This is a genomic window from Desulfovibrio diazotrophicus (genome assembly GCF_902498985.2).
GTDB lineage: Bacteria > Desulfobacterota > Desulfovibrionia > Desulfovibrionales > Desulfovibrionaceae > Desulfovibrio > Desulfovibrio legallii.
On sequence record NZ_OX346397.1, the window covers coordinates 2,451,100 to 2,468,965 of the forward strand.

Annotated in this window: 13 protein-coding genes; 7 read left to right on the plus strand and 6 right to left on the minus strand. The window is 62.8% G+C overall.

The window, feature by feature from the left end; genetic code table 11:
* Positions 1-257 precede the first annotated feature (257 nt).
* Positions 258-1,586: a 30S ribosomal protein S12 methylthiotransferase RimO gene (gene rimO / locus J7I12_RS10555; protein WP_118229697.1), complete on the plus strand. Its 1,329-nt coding sequence runs from the start codon at positions 258-260 to the stop codon at positions 1,584-1,586.
* A gap of 102 nt (positions 1,587-1,688) precedes the next feature.
* Here rimO and J7I12_RS10560 read toward each other — a convergent pair whose 3' ends face one another.
* Positions 1,689-2,576, minus strand: coding sequence for a flagellin N-terminal helical domain-containing protein (locus tag J7I12_RS10560; RefSeq protein ID WP_302413511.1), 888 nt, complete (start codon positions 2,574-2,576; stop codon positions 1,689-1,691).
* 442 nt (positions 2,577-3,018) lie between these two features.
* Here J7I12_RS10560 and J7I12_RS10565 point away from each other — a divergent pair, with 442 nt between their 5' ends.
* Complete coding sequence (locus J7I12_RS10565; RefSeq protein WP_118229752.1) at positions 3,019-3,534, plus strand: Hsp20/alpha crystallin family protein; 516 nt, start codon at positions 3,019-3,021, stop codon at positions 3,532-3,534.
* 312 nt (positions 3,535-3,846) lie between these two features.
* On the opposite strand, the gene J7I12_RS10570 is transcribed toward J7I12_RS10565, so the two are convergent.
* Positions 3,847-4,731 carry a flagellin N-terminal helical domain-containing protein gene (locus J7I12_RS10570; RefSeq protein WP_302413509.1) on the minus strand — a complete coding sequence of 295 codons (885 nt, stop codon included), beginning with the start codon at positions 4,729-4,731 and terminating at the stop codon, positions 3,847-3,849.
* A 308-nt stretch (positions 4,732-5,039) separates the two neighbouring features.
* On the opposite strand from J7I12_RS10570, the gene J7I12_RS10575 reads away from it, so the two are divergent.
* On the plus strand, positions 5,040-6,374 hold the full coding sequence (locus tag J7I12_RS10575) for a DUF4910 domain-containing protein (RefSeq protein WP_118229695.1): 1,335 nt from the start codon (positions 5,040-5,042) through the stop codon (positions 6,372-6,374).
* A 231-nt stretch (positions 6,375-6,605) separates the two neighbouring features.
* On the opposite strand, the gene J7I12_RS10580 is transcribed toward J7I12_RS10575, so the two are convergent.
* Together J7I12_RS10580 and J7I12_RS10585 are read right to left on the minus strand one after the other, a co-directional pair.
* Complete coding sequence (locus J7I12_RS10580; RefSeq protein WP_288908079.1) at positions 6,606-8,405, minus strand: methyl-accepting chemotaxis protein; 1,800 nt, start codon at positions 8,403-8,405, stop codon at positions 6,606-6,608.
* 332 nt (positions 8,406-8,737) lie between these two features.
* Positions 8,738-10,495, minus strand: coding sequence for a methyl-accepting chemotaxis protein (locus J7I12_RS10585; protein ID WP_118229693.1), 1,758 nt, complete (start codon positions 10,493-10,495; stop codon positions 8,738-8,740).
* A 537-nt stretch (positions 10,496-11,032) separates the two neighbouring features.
* Here J7I12_RS10585 and J7I12_RS10590 point away from each other — a divergent pair.
* A complete protein-coding gene (locus J7I12_RS10590) occupies positions 11,033-11,371 on the plus strand; it encodes an Hpt domain-containing protein (protein ID WP_118229692.1) in 339 nt (112 codons plus the stop codon).
* Between the two features lie 169 nt (positions 11,372-11,540).
* On the opposite strand, the gene J7I12_RS10595 is transcribed toward J7I12_RS10590, so the two are convergent.
* A complete protein-coding gene (locus J7I12_RS10595; protein ID WP_118229691.1) occupies positions 11,541-12,860 on the minus strand; it encodes an amidohydrolase family protein in 1,320 nt (439 codons plus the stop codon).
* A gap of 210 nt (positions 12,861-13,070) precedes the next feature.
* Between J7I12_RS10595 and yajC the strand changes: the two genes are divergently transcribed.
* The 3 genes from yajC to secF all read left to right on the plus strand — a co-directional run bounded on the left by yajC (position 13,071) and on the right by secF (position 16,347).
* A complete protein-coding gene (gene yajC / locus J7I12_RS10600; RefSeq protein WP_242621275.1) occupies positions 13,071-13,430 on the plus strand; it encodes a preprotein translocase subunit YajC in 360 nt (119 codons plus the stop codon).
* Positions 13,431-13,641: 211 nt separating this feature from the next.
* Complete coding sequence (secD, locus tag J7I12_RS10605; RefSeq protein WP_118229751.1) at positions 13,642-15,225, plus strand: protein translocase subunit SecD; 1,584 nt, start codon at positions 13,642-13,644, stop codon at positions 15,223-15,225.
* 18 nt (positions 15,226-15,243) lie between these two features.
* On the plus strand, positions 15,244-16,347 hold the full coding sequence (gene secF, locus J7I12_RS10610; protein ID WP_130958263.1) for a protein translocase subunit SecF: 1,104 nt from the start codon (positions 15,244-15,246) through the stop codon (positions 16,345-16,347).
* A gap of 66 nt (positions 16,348-16,413) precedes the next feature.
* Here the strand turns inward: secF and J7I12_RS10615 are convergent, their stop codons facing one another.
* Positions 16,414-17,649: an ISL3 family transposase gene (locus tag J7I12_RS10615; RefSeq protein WP_498793481.1), complete on the minus strand. Its 1,236-nt coding sequence runs from the start codon at positions 17,647-17,649 to the stop codon at positions 16,414-16,416.
* Between the last annotated feature and the right edge of the window lie 217 nt (positions 17,650-17,866).

The following is a 17,866-nucleotide window of genomic DNA, read 5'->3' on the forward strand; positions in this document are numbered from 1 at the left end:
ACAGGAGCGACGGTGCGCAGGAGGTTCCGACATGCCGCTATGGGAATCAAAGTACTCTACTATCACCAAGCCCGCCGCTTGGCAAACTCTTGCGGTTCAGAGCCCCGGTCCGAAGCGTGCGCCGGCGGCCGCCAACGCGGACGGACGCCACCAGAGCACGGGGGCTGCCCTTTGCGCTTTTTCATTAAGAGCGAGCAGCGCGCCGGAGTGCGTCCCGGCAGGGTGACAAGGGCGCGCGGGCTCTGTACAGTGCCCCCATGACTATTCTTCGTCCTTCACGTCCGTTGCAGGTCTGGTCCCTGAGCCTGGGCTGTCCCAAAAACAGGGTGGACAGCGAACGCTTGCTGGGTTCTCTGGGCGTGCCCATTGCCCATGCCGCCCATATGGGCCGCGCGCGCCTGGTTTTTATTAACACTTGCGGCTTTATCGCCCCGGCCGTGCGCGAATCCGTGCGGGCGGTGCTGGACGCCGCCCAATGTTTGGGCCGCTGCAAGCGCAAGCCCCTGCTGGCCGTGGGCGGCTGTATGGTGGGCCGCTACGGCGCGGCCGAGCTGGCCAGGGAACTGCCGGAGGTGGACCTTTGGCTGCCCACGGCAGATCTGCCCCGCTGGCCCGCCCTGCTGGCGCAGGCCTTGCATCTGCCGCCGCCCCCGGCGGATCCGCCCGGCGGGGGGCGGCTGCTTTCCACCGGGCCTTCTTACGCCTGGCTCAAGGTGGGAGAAGGCTGCCGCCACCGTTGCGCCTTCTGCACCATTCCGTCCATCCGCGGCGGGCTCAAATCCCTGCCGGCGGAACGCATTGAGGCCGAGGCCCGTGTTTTGCTGGGGCAGGGCGTGCGGGAGCTGGACCTGGTGGCTCAGGATCTGACCTCTTGGGGGCTGGATCTGGGTATCAAGGACGGCCTTCCCCGGCTGCTGGAGCGTCTGGCCGGGCTGGACGGCCTGGCCTGGCTGCGGCTGCTCTACCTCTATCCCACCGGGGTGACCCGCGAGCTTCTGCGCCTGCTGCGGCAATGGGGCGCGCCCCTGCTGCCCTATCTGGATATTCCTCTGCAGCACGCCCACCCCCAGGTGCTGGCGCGCATGGGCCGCCCTTTTGCCCAGGATCCGCAGCGTGTGTTGGATCTGGTGCGGGAAGAGCTGCCCGAAGCTGTGCTGCGCACGACCTTTATCGTAGGCTACCCCGGCGAGAGCGCGGCGCAGTTTGAAGCCCTGTGCCGTTTTGTGGAAAAAAATCGTCTGCAGCATGTGGGGGTTTTTGCCTATCAGGCAGAAGAGGGCACCCCGGCCGCCCAACTGTCGGAGCAGGTGCCCATGCCCCTGCGCGAGGAGCGTCGTGCGGCGCTTATGGAAATTCAGGCCGACATCAGCGCGGAGCTTTTGGCCGCCCATGTGGGCGCGCGCCTGCCCGTGCTGGTGGACGCCCCCCATCCGGAATGGCCGGGCCTGCACCGGGGCCGGGTCTGGTTTCAGGCTCCGGAGGCGGACGGCATTACCTATGTGAGCGGCCCCGGCGTGCGGCCGGGCGCGTTGCTGCCTTGCGATATTGTGGAAAGTGCGGCCTACGACCTGACGGCCCTGGCCTGACCCCCGGCATATCCCCGAAGGGCGGAAGCCTTCGGGGATATGTGAGGTCGCGAGCGGCGTGCGTCCTCAGCCCGCCAGGAGCTGGGGCGTGGAAAAACGCCCCTAGCCGCCGATAAGCTGCATAGCCATCTGCGGCATGCTGTTGGCCTGCGAAAGCATGGCCACAGCGGACTGGGTGAGGATCTGATTACGCACGAAGTTCGTCATTTCCGTGGCCACGTCCACATCGGAAATGCGCGATTCCGCCGCCTGCAGGTTTTCTGCCTGGGTAGTCAGGTTGCTGATGGTGTTTTCCAGCCGGTTCTGCAAAGCGCCCAAATGCGCCCGGATGGCGTCCTTGGAAACCACGGCGTCGTTGATGCCCACCAGAGCGCTCTGGGCCGCATTCTGGGTGGAGACCGTGTAGGCCAAGCTGCCTTCTGCGGCGCTGTTGCCCACACCCAGAGCCGAGGCCGTGCTCGTGCCGATCTGGATGTAGTAGTAGTCCTCGTCCGAGTCGTTCATGGTCCCGAAGTGGATCTTCATCTTGCCCGTGGCGGTCAGATCGCTGCCGTCGTGTGTGTCGCCGGACAGGTTGCCGTCAAGCAGGTGGATGCCGTTGAAGTCCGTGGCATTGGCGATTCGGGTAATTTCCGAAGCCATGGCCTGGTACTCCGAGTCGATCATGAGCCGCTGGGTGGAGTCGTAGGTGCCGGTGGCCGCCTGTTCCGCCAGTTCCTTCATGCGGGTCAGCTTTTCGTCGATGACGCCCAGGGCGCCGTCGGCGGTCTGGATGAGGGAAATGGCGTCGTTGGCGTTGCGCACGCCCTGTTGCAGGGCGGCCACATCCGTGCGCATGAGCTCACGGATGGCCAGGCCGGCGGCGTCGTCCGCCGCGGAGTTGATGCGCAAGCCAGAAGACAGACGCTGGGTTGAGGTTTGCAGATTGCTGTAGTGGTCCGTCAACGTGTTCGCCACGTTGGTGGCCATCTGGTTGTGATTGATATACATGACATTCCTCCTTGAATGTGCTGTCAGCCCGGCGGCGCACTGCGCGCGTCCGCTTCCGTGCGGACTGCCGCCGTTGCGGCCCGCCGTAGGGCGGGCCTCCTCCCTCCGGGAGTAGGGTTGTGTCGCCCGCGTTCTACCGGTTCCGCTGCCGGTTGCGCGGGTGGACGGTCCCAAACCTGGGGCGGTTGTCGTTTTGCTCGTGGCGGCGCAACGGCAAGTTTTGCCCCCAAACCTGCACAGCACACCTAGCAGAATCCGTGCCAGCTTCTCGGTCTCTTTTTGTTGTGTCGCAGTCGGTTACGCCGCGCGGCCCTGCGTTGGGGCATTGTCAAAATCCTGGCGGCAGCGCTGCGGGTATACAAAACTTTTCCACAGCATCTTGACGAAGCTAACTTCTGTTTTATCTATTGGATAGAAAGATTTGCACAGGAGGTTTATGATTATGGCCACTACAATGCGTCTTCCCCGTCGTTGGTTCGCGCCGCGCGAGAATATCGCCCCGGCAGCGCCCTTCAGGGACGATATGGACAAAATTTTTCAGGCCATGTTCAACGGTATGGCGGCCCCGTGGGAGGCCATGAACGAGATGCTGCCCTTCTGGCGGCACCAAAAGGCAGAAAATGCCCTCTTGCCCGACATGGATCTGACCAGTGACGACAAGGCTTATACCCTGCGCATGGAACTGCCTGGTGTGGAGCCGGAAAATGTTGCCGTGGAAGTGCGTGAAAACGCCTTGGTCGTTTCTGGTGAGAAAAAACGGGATAGTGAGGAAGAAAATAAAAATCAGCATGTTATGGAGCGAGTCTACGGTTCCTTCCAGCGGGTGCTGGCTCTGCCCGATGATGCCGATGTGGACAGCATTGCCGCCACGCACAAAAACGGCGTGCTGAGCGTCGTCATTCCGCGCAAGGCTCCGGCTGCGGCAGAGGCGAAAACTATTGAAATCACCAGGGCCTGAGCGCCGGGCGGTCTCTGCCGCCCCGGCTGCCGGGGAGGGCCGTAACGGCCCTCCGGGCCCCCATCCCATCCGGGGCCACCCCAGGCCCCGGAGCGCGAAAGCCGCCGTTTTGCGGCACATCCTCCTCCTCGCGGGCCAGCGCTCCGGCCCGTGCGCGCCCCCGCCGTTCTGGCGGGGGCGCTTTTGGTTTGGAAGTTTTGTTCAAAGAACGAAAAATCCTGGCCCGCTTTTGCGGACCAGGATTTTTCGTAGCCGCGCCCTCTCCGGCGGCGCGGCCTGTGTGGGCTTTGCGTCCTTCCCCACGTGCGGCGTTTAGCCGCCTATGAGCGAAAGCGCCATCTGTGGCATGCTGTTGGCCTGCGAAAGCATGGCCACAGCGGATTGGGTGAGGATCTGATTACGCACGAAGTTCGTCATTTCCGTGGCCACGTCCACATCGGAAATGCGCGATTCCGCCGCCTGCAGGTTTTCTGCCTGGGTAGTCAGGTTGCTGATGGTGTTTTCCAGCCGGTTCTGCAAAGCGCCCAAATGCGCCCGGATGGCGTCCTTGGAAACCACGGCGTTGTTGATGCCCACCAGAGCGCTCTGGGCCGCATTCTGGGTGGAAACCGTGTAGGCCAAGCTGCCTACGGCGCTGTTGCCCACACCCAGAGCCGAGGCCGTGCTTGTGCCGATCTGGATGTAGTAGTAGTCCTCGTCCGAGTCGTTCATGGTGCCGAAGTGGACCTTCAGCTGGCCCGTGGCTTCCAGGCCGCTGCCGTCGTGCGTGCTGCTGGACAGGCTGCCGTCCAGCAGCTTGATGCCGTTGAAGTCCGTGGCGTTGGCGATTCGGGTAATTTCCGAAGCCATGGCCTGGTACTCCGAGTCGATCATGAGCCGCTGGGTGGAGTCGTAGGTGCCGGTGGCCGCCTGTTCCGCCAGTTCCTTCATGCGGGTCAGCTTTTCGTCGATGACGCCCAGGGCGCCGTCAGCGGTCTGGATAAGGGAAATGGCGTCATTGGCGTTGCGCACGCCCTGCTGCAGGGCGGCGATGTCTGTGCGCATGAGCTCGCGGATGGCAAGGCCGGCGGCGTCGTCCGCCGCGGAGTTGATGCGCAGGCCCGAGGACAGGCGCTGGGTTGAGGTTTGCAGGTTGCTGTAGTGTTCCGTCAGCGTATTGGCCACGTTGGCGGCCATTTGGTTGTGATTGATATACATACATTCCTCCCTGAATGCTGCATGTGCCGGGCGGCGCGAAATGCCGACGCGTCCTTGCGTGCTACCGCCTCTTGCAATCTTATCGGCACGGTCCGGCCGGGGTTTAGCCGGGGGCGGAAAAATTTTCCGGAGGTTCAGGAAGCAGAACGCACAGGGAGGCAGAGCAAAATTTTTTTGCCGCCCGCCAAGCCGCCAGCGGCAAGGGCAGACAAGGCGCTGGACAAGCGTCGCACTTTCTGTTTTTTTGTCGACGGTTCCCACGGCGCGGGCCGATTTCCGGCCAACGGCATCTGAAAGGACAGCCTCCTATGCGCACCACGCTGCACGATTTTCTTACGCGGCTTTTCCCCATCTGTCGGAGCATTACCGGCAACGGCGTCCGGGAGACGCTGCGCCTTATCCAGGAAGAGATCCCTGGGCTCCGCATTCATGAAGTGCCATCGGGCGCCAAGGTTTTTGACTGGACCGTGCCCGACGAATGGAACATCACGGACGCCCGCCTTGTGGGGCCCGACGGCGAGGTGGTGGCCGACTTTGCGGACAGCAACCTGCACGTGGTGGGCTATTCCGAACCCGTGGACGCGGTTCTGGATCTGGAAGAACTGCAGGAACACCTGCACTCCCTGCCGGAGCAGCCCGAAGCCATCCCCTACGTCACTTCCTACTATGTGCGCCGCTGGGGTTTCTGCCTGCGGCACAGTCAGCGCCTGCGGTTGCGCCCCGGCAAATACCACGCTGTCATCCATTCCAGCCTGAAGCCGGGTTCGCTGACCTATGCGGACCTGATCCTGCCCGGCCGCAGCCGGAAGGAGATTCTGCTTTCCACCTACGTCTGCCATCCTTCCATGGCCAACAACGAGCTTTCCGGCCCTGTGGTGGCCACGGCCTTGGCCCAGTGGCTGGCCGCCGCGCCGCGCCGCTACACCTACCGCATTGTGTTTGCGCCGGAAACCATCGGCGCCATCACGTATCTGAGTCGGCACTATCAGGCCCTGCGCCGCAACGTGGCGGCGGCCTTTAACCTCACCTGCATGGGGGATGAGCGGGCCTGGTCTTTTGTGCCCAGCCGCAAGGGCGATACCCTGGCGGACAGGGCGGCCCTGCACGTGCTCCGGCATTTTGCGCCGGACTGCAACCGTTATTCGTTCCTGGACCGTTGCAGCGACGAGCGCCAGTATTGCGCCCCGGGCATAGATTTGCCCATGTGCAGCGTCATGCGCAGCAAGTACCACGCCTATCCGGAGTACCACACCTCCCTGGACGACTGCAGCCTGGTGACGGAAAAGGGCTTGCAGGAGAGCTTCGCCATGCTGCGCAGGATTCTGGAGGCCCTGGAAGAAAACGTGGTCTACAAAAATCTGGTGCTCTGTGAGCCGCAGCTGGGCCGCCGGGGGTTGTATCCCACCCTGAGCACGGCTTCCTCCTGTACGGAGGAGGTCAACCTCATGATGGATTTGCTGGCCTATGCCGATGGCCGCCTGAGCCTTCTGGAAGAGGCCGAGTTGGTGGGGAAGGACATTTTTCGCTGTGCCGCCGTCATGCGTCGCCTCAAGGAAAACGGCCTGCTCACCGTCTGCCCCGGTCGACCGCGCGCCGCCAGATCCCCTGCCGCGCCGTCCCTGCCCGAACTGCAGTCCGCCTGACCTCTTAGAGCAGTTTACGAATGAAATGAGTTAATTGCTCTGCAAGGATTTTCTTGAAAATCCTTGCCACGAAATGCGAGAAGGCAGGCTTTTGCCTGCCGTAAGCGAGCATTTCAAGTGTTAAATACTCTAGCGCTGGGCGCACCGCAGTTGCCGCCCCAAACAATAAAAAGCCGCCCCCGGCGTTGAACGCTGTCGGGGGCGGCCTTGTGCGCCTGAGCGGCGGGGACGCTATTGCTTCATCGCGTGGATGAGGTCGGCCAGGCGTTGGGCCTGTTCGGCCAGGTCGGCTACGGCCTTGGCGGCCTCATCCATGGCTTCGGCAGTTTGTCGGGACATTTCGTTGACGGTTTCAATGGAGCGGTTGATTTCTTCGCTGGCGGCGGATTGTTCTTCACTGGCCGCGGCAATGGCGTTCACCTGGTCCACAGTGCTTTCCACCTTTTCCACAATACCGTCCAGGGCCTGGCCGGACTGGTTGGCCAGCTCCGTAGCCTGGTCCACATTGCTCACGGCTTCTTCCATGGCGGCCACGCTTTTGGCCGTGCTTTCCTGAATGGCTGCAATGGCCTTGCCCACGTCGTGGGTGGAGGCCATGGTCTTTTCGGCCAGTTTGCGCACTTCGTCGGCCACCACGGCAAAGCCGCGGCCGGCCTCTCCGGCGCGGGCGGCTTCAATGGCGGCGTTGAGGGCCAGCAGGTTGGTCTGGTCCGCAATGTCCGAGATGACGCTCATGATCTGGTTGATAGACTGGGCGTGGGCATTGAGCTGCCCCATGTCGTCCTTGAGCTTGAGTGAAACCGCGTGCACGTGGCCAATGCTGAGCACGGATTTTTCCACAATATCCGCGCCGGAGCGGGCCTGTTCGCGGGTTTCGGCAGAGGCTGCGGAGGCCTCGGCCGCGTTTCTGGCCACTTCCTGCACGGTGGCGTTCATCTGGTTCATGGCCGTGGCGGCTTCTGCCAGGCGCTGAGCCGACTCCACCGCGCCCCGGTCGGCCTGTTCAATCTGGGCCGAGAGCTGGGTGGAGGCCGAGCTCACCACATGGGCCACTTCTTCCAGCCGGTTAGCGGCCTCCATCAGGGCGGCGCTGCGGGCGCGGGCCTCCGCGCCGGCCTGTTCGGCTTCGGTCTGGGCCGTCTGGGCTGCATGGGCGGCGTTGTCGGCGTCCTGGCTTTTTTGCTGCGCCTCGCGGATCAGGGTCTTGAGCTTACCGACCATGTCGCGCAGGCCTTCTTCCAGCACAGCCACCTCATCCCGGCCCGTGGGGCGGATGTCCACGTCCAGATTGCCGCCGGCCACGGCGCGGGCAAGGCTCGTCACCTGGGCCAGGGGCCTGGTGATGGAGCGCAGCAGCAGCAGAGAAAAGGGAACCACCACCAGCAGCAGTACGGCCAGAAAGCCCAGGCCGTAGGCGCGCACAGTGCTGCTGAAAATGTTGTGCATGGTGTTCCGCAACCGGGTCGCCTCTTTGTCCACATTGTCGATGTACACGCCGGTGCCGAGCCAGTAGGGCGTGCCGGGGACGGCTTCGGCGTAGCCCAGTTTAAAGACGTCGCCTTCGCCGGGTTTGGGGAAGACAAAGTCCACATAGTCGCCGCCCTTGGCAGCGGCTTTGCTCAGTTCCCGCACATAGTAGACGCCGTTTTTGTCTTTGGTCTGGCCCAGATCCTTGCCGATAAGCTGCTTCTGGGTGGGGTGGGCCGCGTTGACCGTGCCCTTGTAGACGTAGAAGTAGCCTGAACCGTCGTCCTCAAAACGGGATTTTTCTACAAAGTCCGTGATAATGCGAAGTTGGGCTGCTTCCGGCAGGCCCTGCGTCAGGGCGGCCAGGCCCTGGGCCGAAGAATGGGTCACGTCCTTGATGCGGGCGCGCTGGGCGTGCAGCAGCTGCTCCCGGCCCAGGCCCGTGCCTTCGTCGATGACCGTTTGCGTCATGCGATAGGAAAGCCCGGCCATGACGAGCAGGAACAGTAAGGTCATGCCCACAAGACAGATGATACGACAAGAGATGGTGTAGTTTCGCAACATGGCGGTAGTCCTCGGCGTGCGGGAGGGGGCGTCCCCGCAACGCAATATGGGGGATGTCTGGTCGCATCGTCCGGCCTGCGGCGCGTCCGTTTTAGGGGGATGACGTCAACAGGCCGGCGGGGGCGCGGCAAGGCGCAAAAGCGACAAGAATCCCAGGGAAATGCCATGCCCGCGGGACTGCGGCACCCCGCCCGAAAGGGCGGTGCATGGCCCGGCGCAAAGCCGGTGACAAAAACGCCGCGAGCGCGGCGTTGCTGGCTGGTGTGGGGCGCGGGGGATGCCCCCGCGCCCCCTTCAGGTATAAGATTTCTTTTCTGATAGCAAGAGCTTGCTTACCCCTGACGCATGTCGGCGATAAGTTCCGTCAGGCGCTGGGCCTGGGCGGCCAGGTCGCTTACGGCTTTGGCCGCTTCGCTCATGGCCTCTGCCGTCTGCTGCGACATGTCGTTGACCTGGGTAAGAGTATGGTTGATTTCTTCGCTGGCGGCGGACTGCTCTTCGCTGGCCGTGGCGATGGCGTTGACCTGGTCTGCCGTGGATTCCACCGTACTGACGATTTCCTGCAGGGCCGCGCCGGACTGGTTGGCGTAGTCCGTGGCGCTGTTGACCTGCTCCACGGCTTTATCCATGCTGTCCAGGCTTTTGGCCGTACTTTCCTGAATGGATTTGATGGCATTGCCCACGTCATTGGTGGAAGCCATGGTCTTTTCGGCCAGTTTGCGCACTTCGTCGGCCACCACGGCAAAGCCGCGGCCGGCCTCTCCGGCGCGGGCGGCTTCAATGGCGGCATTGAGGGCCAGCAGGTTGGTCTGGTCCGCAATGTCCGAGATGACGCCCATGATCCGACTGATGGCCTGGGCGTGTTCGTTAAGTTCCGTCATATCGTCTTTGAGCTCCAGCGAAACCTGGTGCACGGCGTTGATGCTCTGCAGCGAATTTTGGACAATGGACGCGCCGGCCTCGGCTTTGGCCTTGGTTTCGGCCGAGGCGCTGGAGGCAGCGCCGGCATTTTTGGCCACTTCCTGTACGGTGGCGTTCATTTCGTTCATGGCTGTGGCGGCCTCGCCCAGGCGCTGGGAGGTTTCGTGCGCGCCGCGGTCGGATTGCTCGATCTGGGCGGAGAGCTGGGTGGAGGCGGAGCTCACCACCTGTGAAACCTGCTCCAGCTGCGAGGCGGCGTGGAGCATGGCCTCGGTCTTGGCCCGGGCCTCGGCCCCGGCGGCCTCGGCCTGGCGCATGGCCTCGGTGGCTTTTTCAGACTGTTCGCGGGCTTTTTCCGATTCCAGGCGGGCCTGTTCTATATGTTCCTTGAGCGCGTGGACCATTTCCACAATGGCGGCGTACACGCCGCGTTTGGCGCTGCCGTCGTCCACGTTGTAGTCGCCGTCCGCCACGCGCTGGGCAATCTGCTGCAACTCGCCGGGGTCTTTGCCCAGCTGGGCGGCCACGCTCTTGGTCAGCAACCAGGTGACCACAATGCTGATGGCAATGGCCGCCAGCGAAAGCACCACGGAGGTGACCTTGGCGCTGTTGCCCGCGCTGATGGCCTGCTCCAGCAGTTTTTTGGAGCTGGCCGTGGTTTGGGCGACGATATCCTCATAAACGGGGATCATGTTGTTGAAAAGGGGGCGGTACTGTTCGGCAAAAATTTTGTAGGCTCCGTCAAAGTCGCCGCCTCGGGCCAGTTGGGTCAGCTCTTTGCGCACCGTGCCCATCCGGGCGGAGGTGGCGTTGATTTTGTCCAGCATCTCTCTGGCTCTGGCTGCGTCCTGCGGAGGGAATGCGTCCAAGGTGTCCAGAAACGCGTCGCTCTTTTTTTTGATCTGGGCCAGAGTGTCGCTGTTGCGTTTGTCGTACTCGCTCACGCGGCTCACGTCCCGCGCCAGGAGCATGGCGGAAAGGTTGGTGCACACACTCCAGAAGTTTAGCTGCATGCCCTGGATGGCCACCACTGAGGGCATGATGTCCGTATCCACCGTGTTTACATTGACGTTCATGCCGGAAATGCTTTTGAAAGCCACGCCGGACATGAGCAAAAGAAGGACAATAATTCCGGAAAATGCAAGTACAAGTTTTGTCGCCAGCCGCATGTGTTATCCCCCTCCACAGATAGTGATACCGAAGACGTTTTTCCGTTCCTTTGACATGCTCCCGCAAAGAGGCCACAACGGGGTCGGCGCTGTGTAGAGGCGCAGCCGGAGCGTGGCCCGCGTGCTGGGATGTTCGCCGCGTTGCCGGGATGGCCCGCTGTGAACAATCGTTTTGCATTTTATCGGAATTGTAAGCGCAATCATTAGGGGTAACTGTTTATTTATTTACTTTTTGTGTGTGAAATAAAGTCGATATACGCGAAATGTCGTCAAAATGGCGTGGACGTCGGCCAAGGCCGGCTCGGTGGGTTCGGGCTTGTCAGGCAGGGGGGCTTGCTGGCAGTATCCACATGCGGCTTGTGCGCCGCGTGTGGGATCTGGGTTTTGTGAAAGACTTCGGCGGCTGCGCCGGCGCGGACGCTGCAAAGACGCATGTGCCGGCCGCCCGCGCGGAAGAACGTTGGGCTGGGCGTTTTACTTGCCTTTGGGAAGGAACGTCCCCAAAGGCATTCTGCCCTGGAAGGCAGGAAGGAAATCATGAGCGAGGAAGTTTTGGATTGGAAGGACGGGGTGGCGCGCGTGCTTAATCAGCGTGATCTGTACACCCGCCTGCTGGGCAAATTTATTGAAAATGAAAAGGATACCCCCGCCAGGGTGGCGACGGCCCTGAAAAACGGCCAGGCCGAAGAGGCCCGCATGCTGGTGCACAGCACCAAGGGGGCAGCGGCCAATCTGGGGGCCAAGGCCCTGGCCGCGGCAGCTCTGGAACTGGAAATGACCATCAAGGCCGGGGCCGACCCCCAGCGTGTTTTGAACCACTTTGAGGTCGTGGCCATGGACACCCTGGTGACCATGCACGCTTTTATTACGCAATAGGCGGTTGCGGCCGGCACTGCCCGCCGCGCATTTCGTGCCTCCCATCGGGATACGCTCCGCGTGTGGCCTGAAGGGAGGTTTTTTTGTTCTTTGGCATATTATCAGGTCTGCCAGGCGCATTTCCCGCCCGTGACAGGCCCTTTCCCTGCCACCCTTGAACGCGCTCCTCTCACAAACCGGCGGCGTGCAGGATGTGCCGGCGCAGGTCGCGCACGGCGTCCAGGAGGGCGGGGTAGTCAAAGCGGGTGAACTGGCCGTCTTTATAGAGTATCTCACCGCCCACCATGGTCAGGCGGGTTTCCATGCCGGTGGCGGCGTAGACCAGTTGTGAGATGGGGTTATAGAGGGGTTGCAGGTTGGGGGCGTCCAGGTCCAGGGCCACGCAGTCCGCGGCCATGCCGGGGGCAAGGGCGCCCAGGCGCGGGTCGTGCAGGGCTGCGGCGCCGCCCAGGGTGCCCATGTCCAGCACTTGTGCGGCGGGGAGCAGGGTGGGGTCGTGCCCGGTGAGTTTGTGCAGCAGGGCGGCCCGGCCCATTTCGGTAAACATGTTCAGGCGGTTGTTGCTGGCTGCGCCGTCCGTGCCCAGGCCCACGGACATTTTTCGTTCCAGCATGGCGGCCACGGGGGCCGCGCCCGAAGCCAGCTTCATGTTGGAGGAAGGGTTGTGGGCCACCACAATATTTTTGCGGGCCAGCAGGTCCAGTTCGCGGGGGGTGACGTCCACTACGTGGGCCAGCGTACAGGGCAGATCCAGCAGCCCCAGACTCGCGCAGTAGGCCACAGGCCGCTGGCCCTGTGTGCCCACGCAGATTTGGGTTTCCGTCGGGGTTTCCGCCAGGTGGATGTGCAGGGGCAGGTGCAGCTCCGCGGCCAGATCGCGGCAGGCGGTCAGGATTTCCGGCGTGGTGGTGTAGACGCTGTGCGGGTTTACGGCTACACGCAGCCGGTCGTTGTCCTTGCAGGCTGCGGCCAGGGCGCGAGTGGCCTCCAGTGCGGCCTGGGGGCTCGCGCAGGCTGCGGAGGGAAAGGCAAACACGGCTTCGCCGCCCGTGCAGCGCAGCCCGGCCTCTGCAGCGGCCCGCAGTACGCTTTCTTCAAAAAGGTACATGTCCATGCAGGCCGTGGTGCCGGTGCGCAGCATTTCCGCATAGCCCATAAGGCAGCCCAGGTGGACCATTTCGGCCGTAAGGGTTTGCTCCACGGGAAAGATGCGCTGGTTGAGCCAGTCCATGAGGGGCATATCGTCGGCCAGGCCGCGCAGCAGGGTCATGGCCGCGTGGGTGTGGGCGTTGACCAGGCCCGGCAAAAGGATTGCCCGGCCCAGGTCAAGATCCCGCCGGGGCTGCCAGTGCGGGGCCAGATCTGCGCGCGGGCCCACGGCGGCCACCTGTCCGTGGTCCACGGCCAGAGAGGCGTTTTCCAGCACCCGGCGCTCACTGTCCTGGGTGACGATAATCGCCGCGTGGAGCAGCATGTCGCACTGTTGCATGAGTTCTCCTTGAAATAAGGGCTTAGATCGGGGCGAGTTTAGCGGCTGCCCGGCAGGCTGACAAGGGGCGGGGCGCGGGGCTTGCAAGATTGCGCCGCAACGTATATAGAAATGCGCTGGTATAACGCGCAGACCGCGCCGGGCCTTGCCGCCCTCGCGGGTGCGGCAGCCTTCGGGCCATGGGCCCGTCCACCTATTTGGAGGTGCGTTTTGTTTGAATCCCTAGCGTATGCCATGGGCACGCCCCAGGCCGGCGGCGCTCCCGCCAGCGGTACGGACATGCTGATGCAGTTTTTGCCGCTCATTATCATGTTCGCCATTTTCTGGTTCCTGCTCATCCGTCCGCAGCAAAAGCGGGCCAAGGCGCACAAGCAGATGCTCTCCGAGCTCAAGCGCGGCGACCATGTGATGACCTCCAGCGGTCTGTTGGGACGTATCCTTGAGATCGACGACGAGCAGGTCTTGCTGGAATGCGGCGAGGCCAAGCTGCGTGTTTCGCGCGGCGCCATCGGCGGTCTGCTGTCCGGTAAGGGCGGCAACAAGGACGCAGCCAAAGAAGAAAAGAAGTAGACCGCGGTACGGCGCGCCTCGCGGCCGTGCCGTCCCCTTGGGGCGGCCCCTGTGGTCGCGCGCGGCGGCGCGCATGCCGGGCCCGTGGGCCGGGCCGCAAAGGCTCGGTTCTGGGCCTTTTGCCGTTGGCTGTAAAAGCGCCGCCACGGTCTTTATGTCCTTGAGCGCGCACTGCACTCATGGCGCAACGTTCTCGAGCGGAAGGTGAATGATGGGTCTGCGTTGGCGATTGTCCCTGTCCATTCTGGTATTTGTCCTTGCCCTGGTCTACACCCTGCCCAGCGTGCCCGTGGTGGGGCCCGCGCTGCAGGGCGTGCTGCCCAAGAGCAAAATCAACCTCGGGCTTGACCTCAAGGGCGGCATCCACCTGACCCTGGGGGTGGACGTGGCCAAGGCCGTGAGCAACTCGTTGGCCCTGGCCGGCCAGGATCTGCGCCGCATGGCCCAGGACGAAAAAATTGTGGTGCTGCGCCCCCGCGTGGTGGGCGGCACTTCGCTGGAATTTCTCTTGCCCAGGGCGGAAAACGAACCCGCCCTGCGTGAGCTTCTGGCCAAGCATTTTCCCCAGTTGAGTGTGGGCGAACCCCAAAAGGGCGACGCCGGGCAGCTGCGCTATGTGGCCCATTTTACGGGCGCGGAAGTGAAGCGCCTGGAAGGTCTTGCCCTGGACCAGGCCCTGCGCACCATCCGCAACCGCATTGACCAGTTCGGCGTGGCCGAGCCGGATATCCGCAAACAGGAGGGCAACCGCATTCAGGTGCAGCTGCCCGGCATTTCAGACCCGCGCCGCGCCGTGCAGATCATCGGCCAGACCGCGCACCTGGAATTCCATCTGGTGCGCGAAGATGTGGATCCGGGCAAGGCCGTGCTGCCCCCCGGCGTTATTGTGCTGCCCTTGCTGGAGAAAAACCCCGGGCAGCATCAGCAGCGCGAGGGGCGCATTGCCGTGGAAAAGGACGCCATGCTCACGGGCGAGGACGTGGCCGACGCCAGGCCCGCCTTTGACAACATGAACCAGTCCTATGTGACGCTGACCTTCAACGCCCGCGGCGGCCGCATTTTTGAGCGCGTCACGGGCGAAAGCGTGGGGCGGCGCATGGCCATTGTGCTGGACGGCAAGGTCTATTCCGCCCCGGTCATCCGAGAACGCATCGGCGGCGGCCGGGCCAGCATCTCGGGCAGTTTCACCACTGCCGAGGCGCAGGATCTGGCCATCGTGCTGCGCGCGGGCTCCCTGCCAGCGCCTGTCTCTGTGTTGGAAGAGCGCACCGTGGGGCCCTCTTTGGGGCAGGAAGCCATTGACAGCGGCATGCGCGCGGCCATGGTGGGCGCGACCGCCGTGGTGCTGTTCATCGGCGTCTATTACGGCCTGAGCGGCCTCATTGCCGACCTCATGCTCTGCTTTACCATGCTCATCGTCATGGCGGGCATGGGGGCCTTTGGGGCCACCCTGACCCTGCCGGGCATTGCGGGCATTGTGCTGACCATCGGCATGGCAGTGGACGCCAACGTGCTCATCTACGAGCGCATCCGCGAGGAACTACGCCTGGGGCTCACGCCGCTGGCGGCGGTGCGCGCGGGTTTTGACCGCGCGGCCATCTCCATTACGGACTCCAACCTGACGTCCATCATCGTGACCATCATCCTTTACCAGTTTGGCACAGGCCCCATCCGGGGGTTTGCCGTCACGCTGGGGCTGGGCATCATGGCCTCCATGTTCACGGCCATCTTTGTTTCGCGGGCCATTTTTGAAGAATGGGCGCGCCACTGCGGCCCCAAGGGCATCAGCATCTAGCGCCGGGGAGGCAGCGTCATGGGTTTGAGTTTTATCAAGCACGATACCAATATTGACTTTATCGGCTACCGCTACTGGTCCTATGGCATTTCCGTTCTGCTGATTCTGGTGGGGCTGGGCGCGGCCATCTGGGGCAACGGTCTCAAAATGGGCATCGACTTTGCCGGCGGCGTCATCGTGCAGGTGCAGTTTGCCCAGCCGGTGAGCGACGAGGCCCTCAAAACCAGTCTGGACGTGCCGGCCTTGCCCGGCATCACCACCCAGCGCTACGGCGAAGGCGGCCGCGACTATCTGCTGCGCTTCTCCAAAGCCGAAAACGCCGACGCCACGCAGCTGCGCACCACGGTAACCGGTACCCTGGCGGCGGCCTTTCCCGGCAACCCGGCGGAAATCGTCCGCCTGGAAATCGTGGGCCCCAAGGTGGGCGCGGATCTGACCAACAAGGCTTTGAGCGCCCTGTACTATTCCATTCTGCTCATTGCCGTATACATTTCCGGCCGTTTCGAGCAGCGCTGGATGGCCGGCGCGGCTATGGCCGGCGCCCTTTGGGGCGGTATGTATGTGGTGGGGCTTACGGGCCTGAGCATGGGCTGGCTGGTGCTGCTCTCTCTGGGCATCACCATGGGCGTCTGCCTGGCGCTGCGCCTCAACTTTGCCTTGGGCGCGGTGGTGGGCCTGCTGCATGACGTGTTGATCACCGTGGGGCTGCTGGCCCTTATGGGCGTGGAGATCGACCTTAATGTCATGGCCGCCCTGCTGACCCTGGTGGGCTATTCCCTCAACGATACCATCATTGTCTACGACCGCCTGCGAGAGAATCTGCGCGCCGACCCGCACATGGACATGGCGGCTCTGATCAACCGCAGCGTCAACCAGACCCTTTCACGCACCATCCTCACCAGCGGCACCACCTTTCTGGCCACGCTTTCCCTGTTCCTGCTGGGCGGCGGCGTCATCCACGACTTTGCCCTGACTATGCTCATCGGCGTGGTGGTGGGCACGGCTTCGTCCATCTACGTATCCTCCGCCGTGCTGCTGGCCTTGGGCGACACGGCCTTCTACGTCAACCTGGTCCAGAAAAAGGGACAATACGAGCGCCCCGGTGAACACGGCGTGGTGTAGCCTGTAGCCTCTCCTCCGCTACCCGTAAATAAAAGGTTCTTCCGGGTTTTCCGTGGGTAACCCCTGTCAGGAACTGGCCGGGTAGAGGTTTAGACCGCCACAGAAGAAGTAGATGGCTGTCTTGAAATGCTCCCGGTTCCTATAACCGCAAGCCTTCCTCTTGATGGCCATGATCTTGCTGTTGAGGCCCTCGGCCACGCCGTTGGTGATCCTGTGGCGGCAGAAGGTCAGGATGTTCTCAAGATGTCTCTGAATCAGTCCGCCCACTTTGCGCATTGGGGCAAGATCTGACCTGTTCACCCAGACCAGCCATCGCTTCACAAAACGTCTGGCCCATCCCGTGCTCAGGTACTTCCAGACGTCGTTCAGGCTTTCCTTCATGGCCCAGGCCTTGGCCACCTTGAGGTTCGCTGTCTTCAAGGCCTCCAGGGCTGGCCGGTGTTTGTCCGGCAGATTCTCCTCCCGGTATAGCCAGAGGAATTTCGTGCCCTTGAGTCGATGGTCATCCTGACTTGTGAGTTCGCGGTGCTCTTGCTTGCGTACCCGGTCCACAGCCTCGCCTACGTGTTTCATGACGTGGAACCGATCGTGAACGATTTTCCCCGCCGCGTCCGGCACATGTTTGAGCGTAGCTTTAAAATAGGGCTCCCACATGTCCATGGCCACGGCCTTGATCCGCTCCAACTGCGCCTTGGTGAACTGAAGGTAGTACCCCTCAAGGCTTTCGGCCTTACGCTCGTCGGCCACATACTCCACCGTGCTGCCGATCAGATCACAAACCACGGTCACATAGTCGTGCCCCTTGCGGAATGCCTTCTCGTCAACGCCAAGATACCGCGAGGGATTCGATTGCTTGCGCTCCCGGCCCCGGCGCACCGCCCTTTCCATGACACCCCATGCTTCGTCCCAGGTGATGCGCAGGATGCGCCGCGCTCCTGTTACGGTGGCGCACTCGGTCAGCACGTCGATGATCAATCGCTCCATCAATATGGTGAAACGTGCCTTGGACTCGGCCCAAGGCACGTTGACCTGAAGGACGCCATGCTCGGGGCAGTCCACTCGGGGAATCCGAGCATGCAGGAACGTCTTGAACTGGCACGTGTCCAGATGGCGCCAGACACGAGGCTCGGCATGGTCGCGGCAAGCCAGCTCTCGACCACAAGTAGGGCAAAACCAGCGAACACCAGGACCATGCTCCCCGCGGATGTCTACCCGACCTTCCGCCGTGTCCAGTTCAACAGCCTCAACAAACCAGGGCTCGGTCAGCCCGAGAATCCGAAAATATAGGTCCGTATCCTTCATTGGTGCCCTCCGGGAAGGACATTAGCAGATCAGCTACCCACGGAAAACCCGGAAGAGCCAAATAAAAACGCTGGGTGCCGCCCATGTCCGGGATACCGGATGTGGGCGGCGCTTTTGTATGTGGCCCCCTGCTTTGTCGGGGGGCCTTCTGTTGCCCGTGACCGGTACGCTCCGGCGCGTTTGCAGTTTTTCTCCACGTGGTCGCGGAGGTTGGCGT

Bases quoted from the DNA above. Each gene is read 5' to 3' on its own strand.
- rimO (WP_118229697.1), top strand. From the start codon at position 258: ATGACTATTCTTCGTCCTTCACGTCCGTTGCAGGTCTGGTCCCTGAGC.
- J7I12_RS10560 (WP_302413511.1), bottom strand. From the start codon at position 2,576: ATGTATATCAATCACAACCAGATGGCCACCAACGTGGCGAACACGTTG.
- J7I12_RS10565 (WP_118229752.1), top strand. From the start codon at position 3,019: ATGGCCACTACAATGCGTCTTCCCCGTCGTTGGTTCGCGCCGCGCGAG.
- J7I12_RS10570 (WP_302413509.1), bottom strand. From the start codon at position 4,731: ATGTATATCAATCACAACCAAATGGCCGCCAACGTGGCCAATACGCTG.
- J7I12_RS10575 (WP_118229695.1), top strand. From the start codon at position 5,040: ATGCGCACCACGCTGCACGATTTTCTTACGCGGCTTTTCCCCATCTGT.
- J7I12_RS10580 (WP_288908079.1), bottom strand. From the start codon at position 8,405: ATGTTGCGAAACTACACCATCTCTTGTCGTATCATCTGTCTTGTGGGC.
- J7I12_RS10585 (WP_118229693.1), bottom strand. From the start codon at position 10,495: ATGCGGCTGGCGACAAAACTTGTACTTGCATTTTCCGGAATTATTGTC.
- J7I12_RS10590 (WP_118229692.1), top strand. From the start codon at position 11,033: ATGAGCGAGGAAGTTTTGGATTGGAAGGACGGGGTGGCGCGCGTGCTT.
- J7I12_RS10595 (WP_118229691.1), bottom strand. From the start codon at position 12,860: ATGCAACAGTGCGACATGCTGCTCCACGCGGCGATTATCGTCACCCAG.
- secD (WP_118229751.1), top strand. From the start codon at position 13,642: ATGGGTCTGCGTTGGCGATTGTCCCTGTCCATTCTGGTATTTGTCCTT.
- secF (WP_130958263.1), top strand. From the start codon at position 15,244: ATGGGTTTGAGTTTTATCAAGCACGATACCAATATTGACTTTATCGGC.
- J7I12_RS10615 (WP_498793481.1), bottom strand. From the start codon at position 17,649: ATGAAGGATACGGACCTATATTTTCGGATTCTCGGGCTGACCGAGCCC.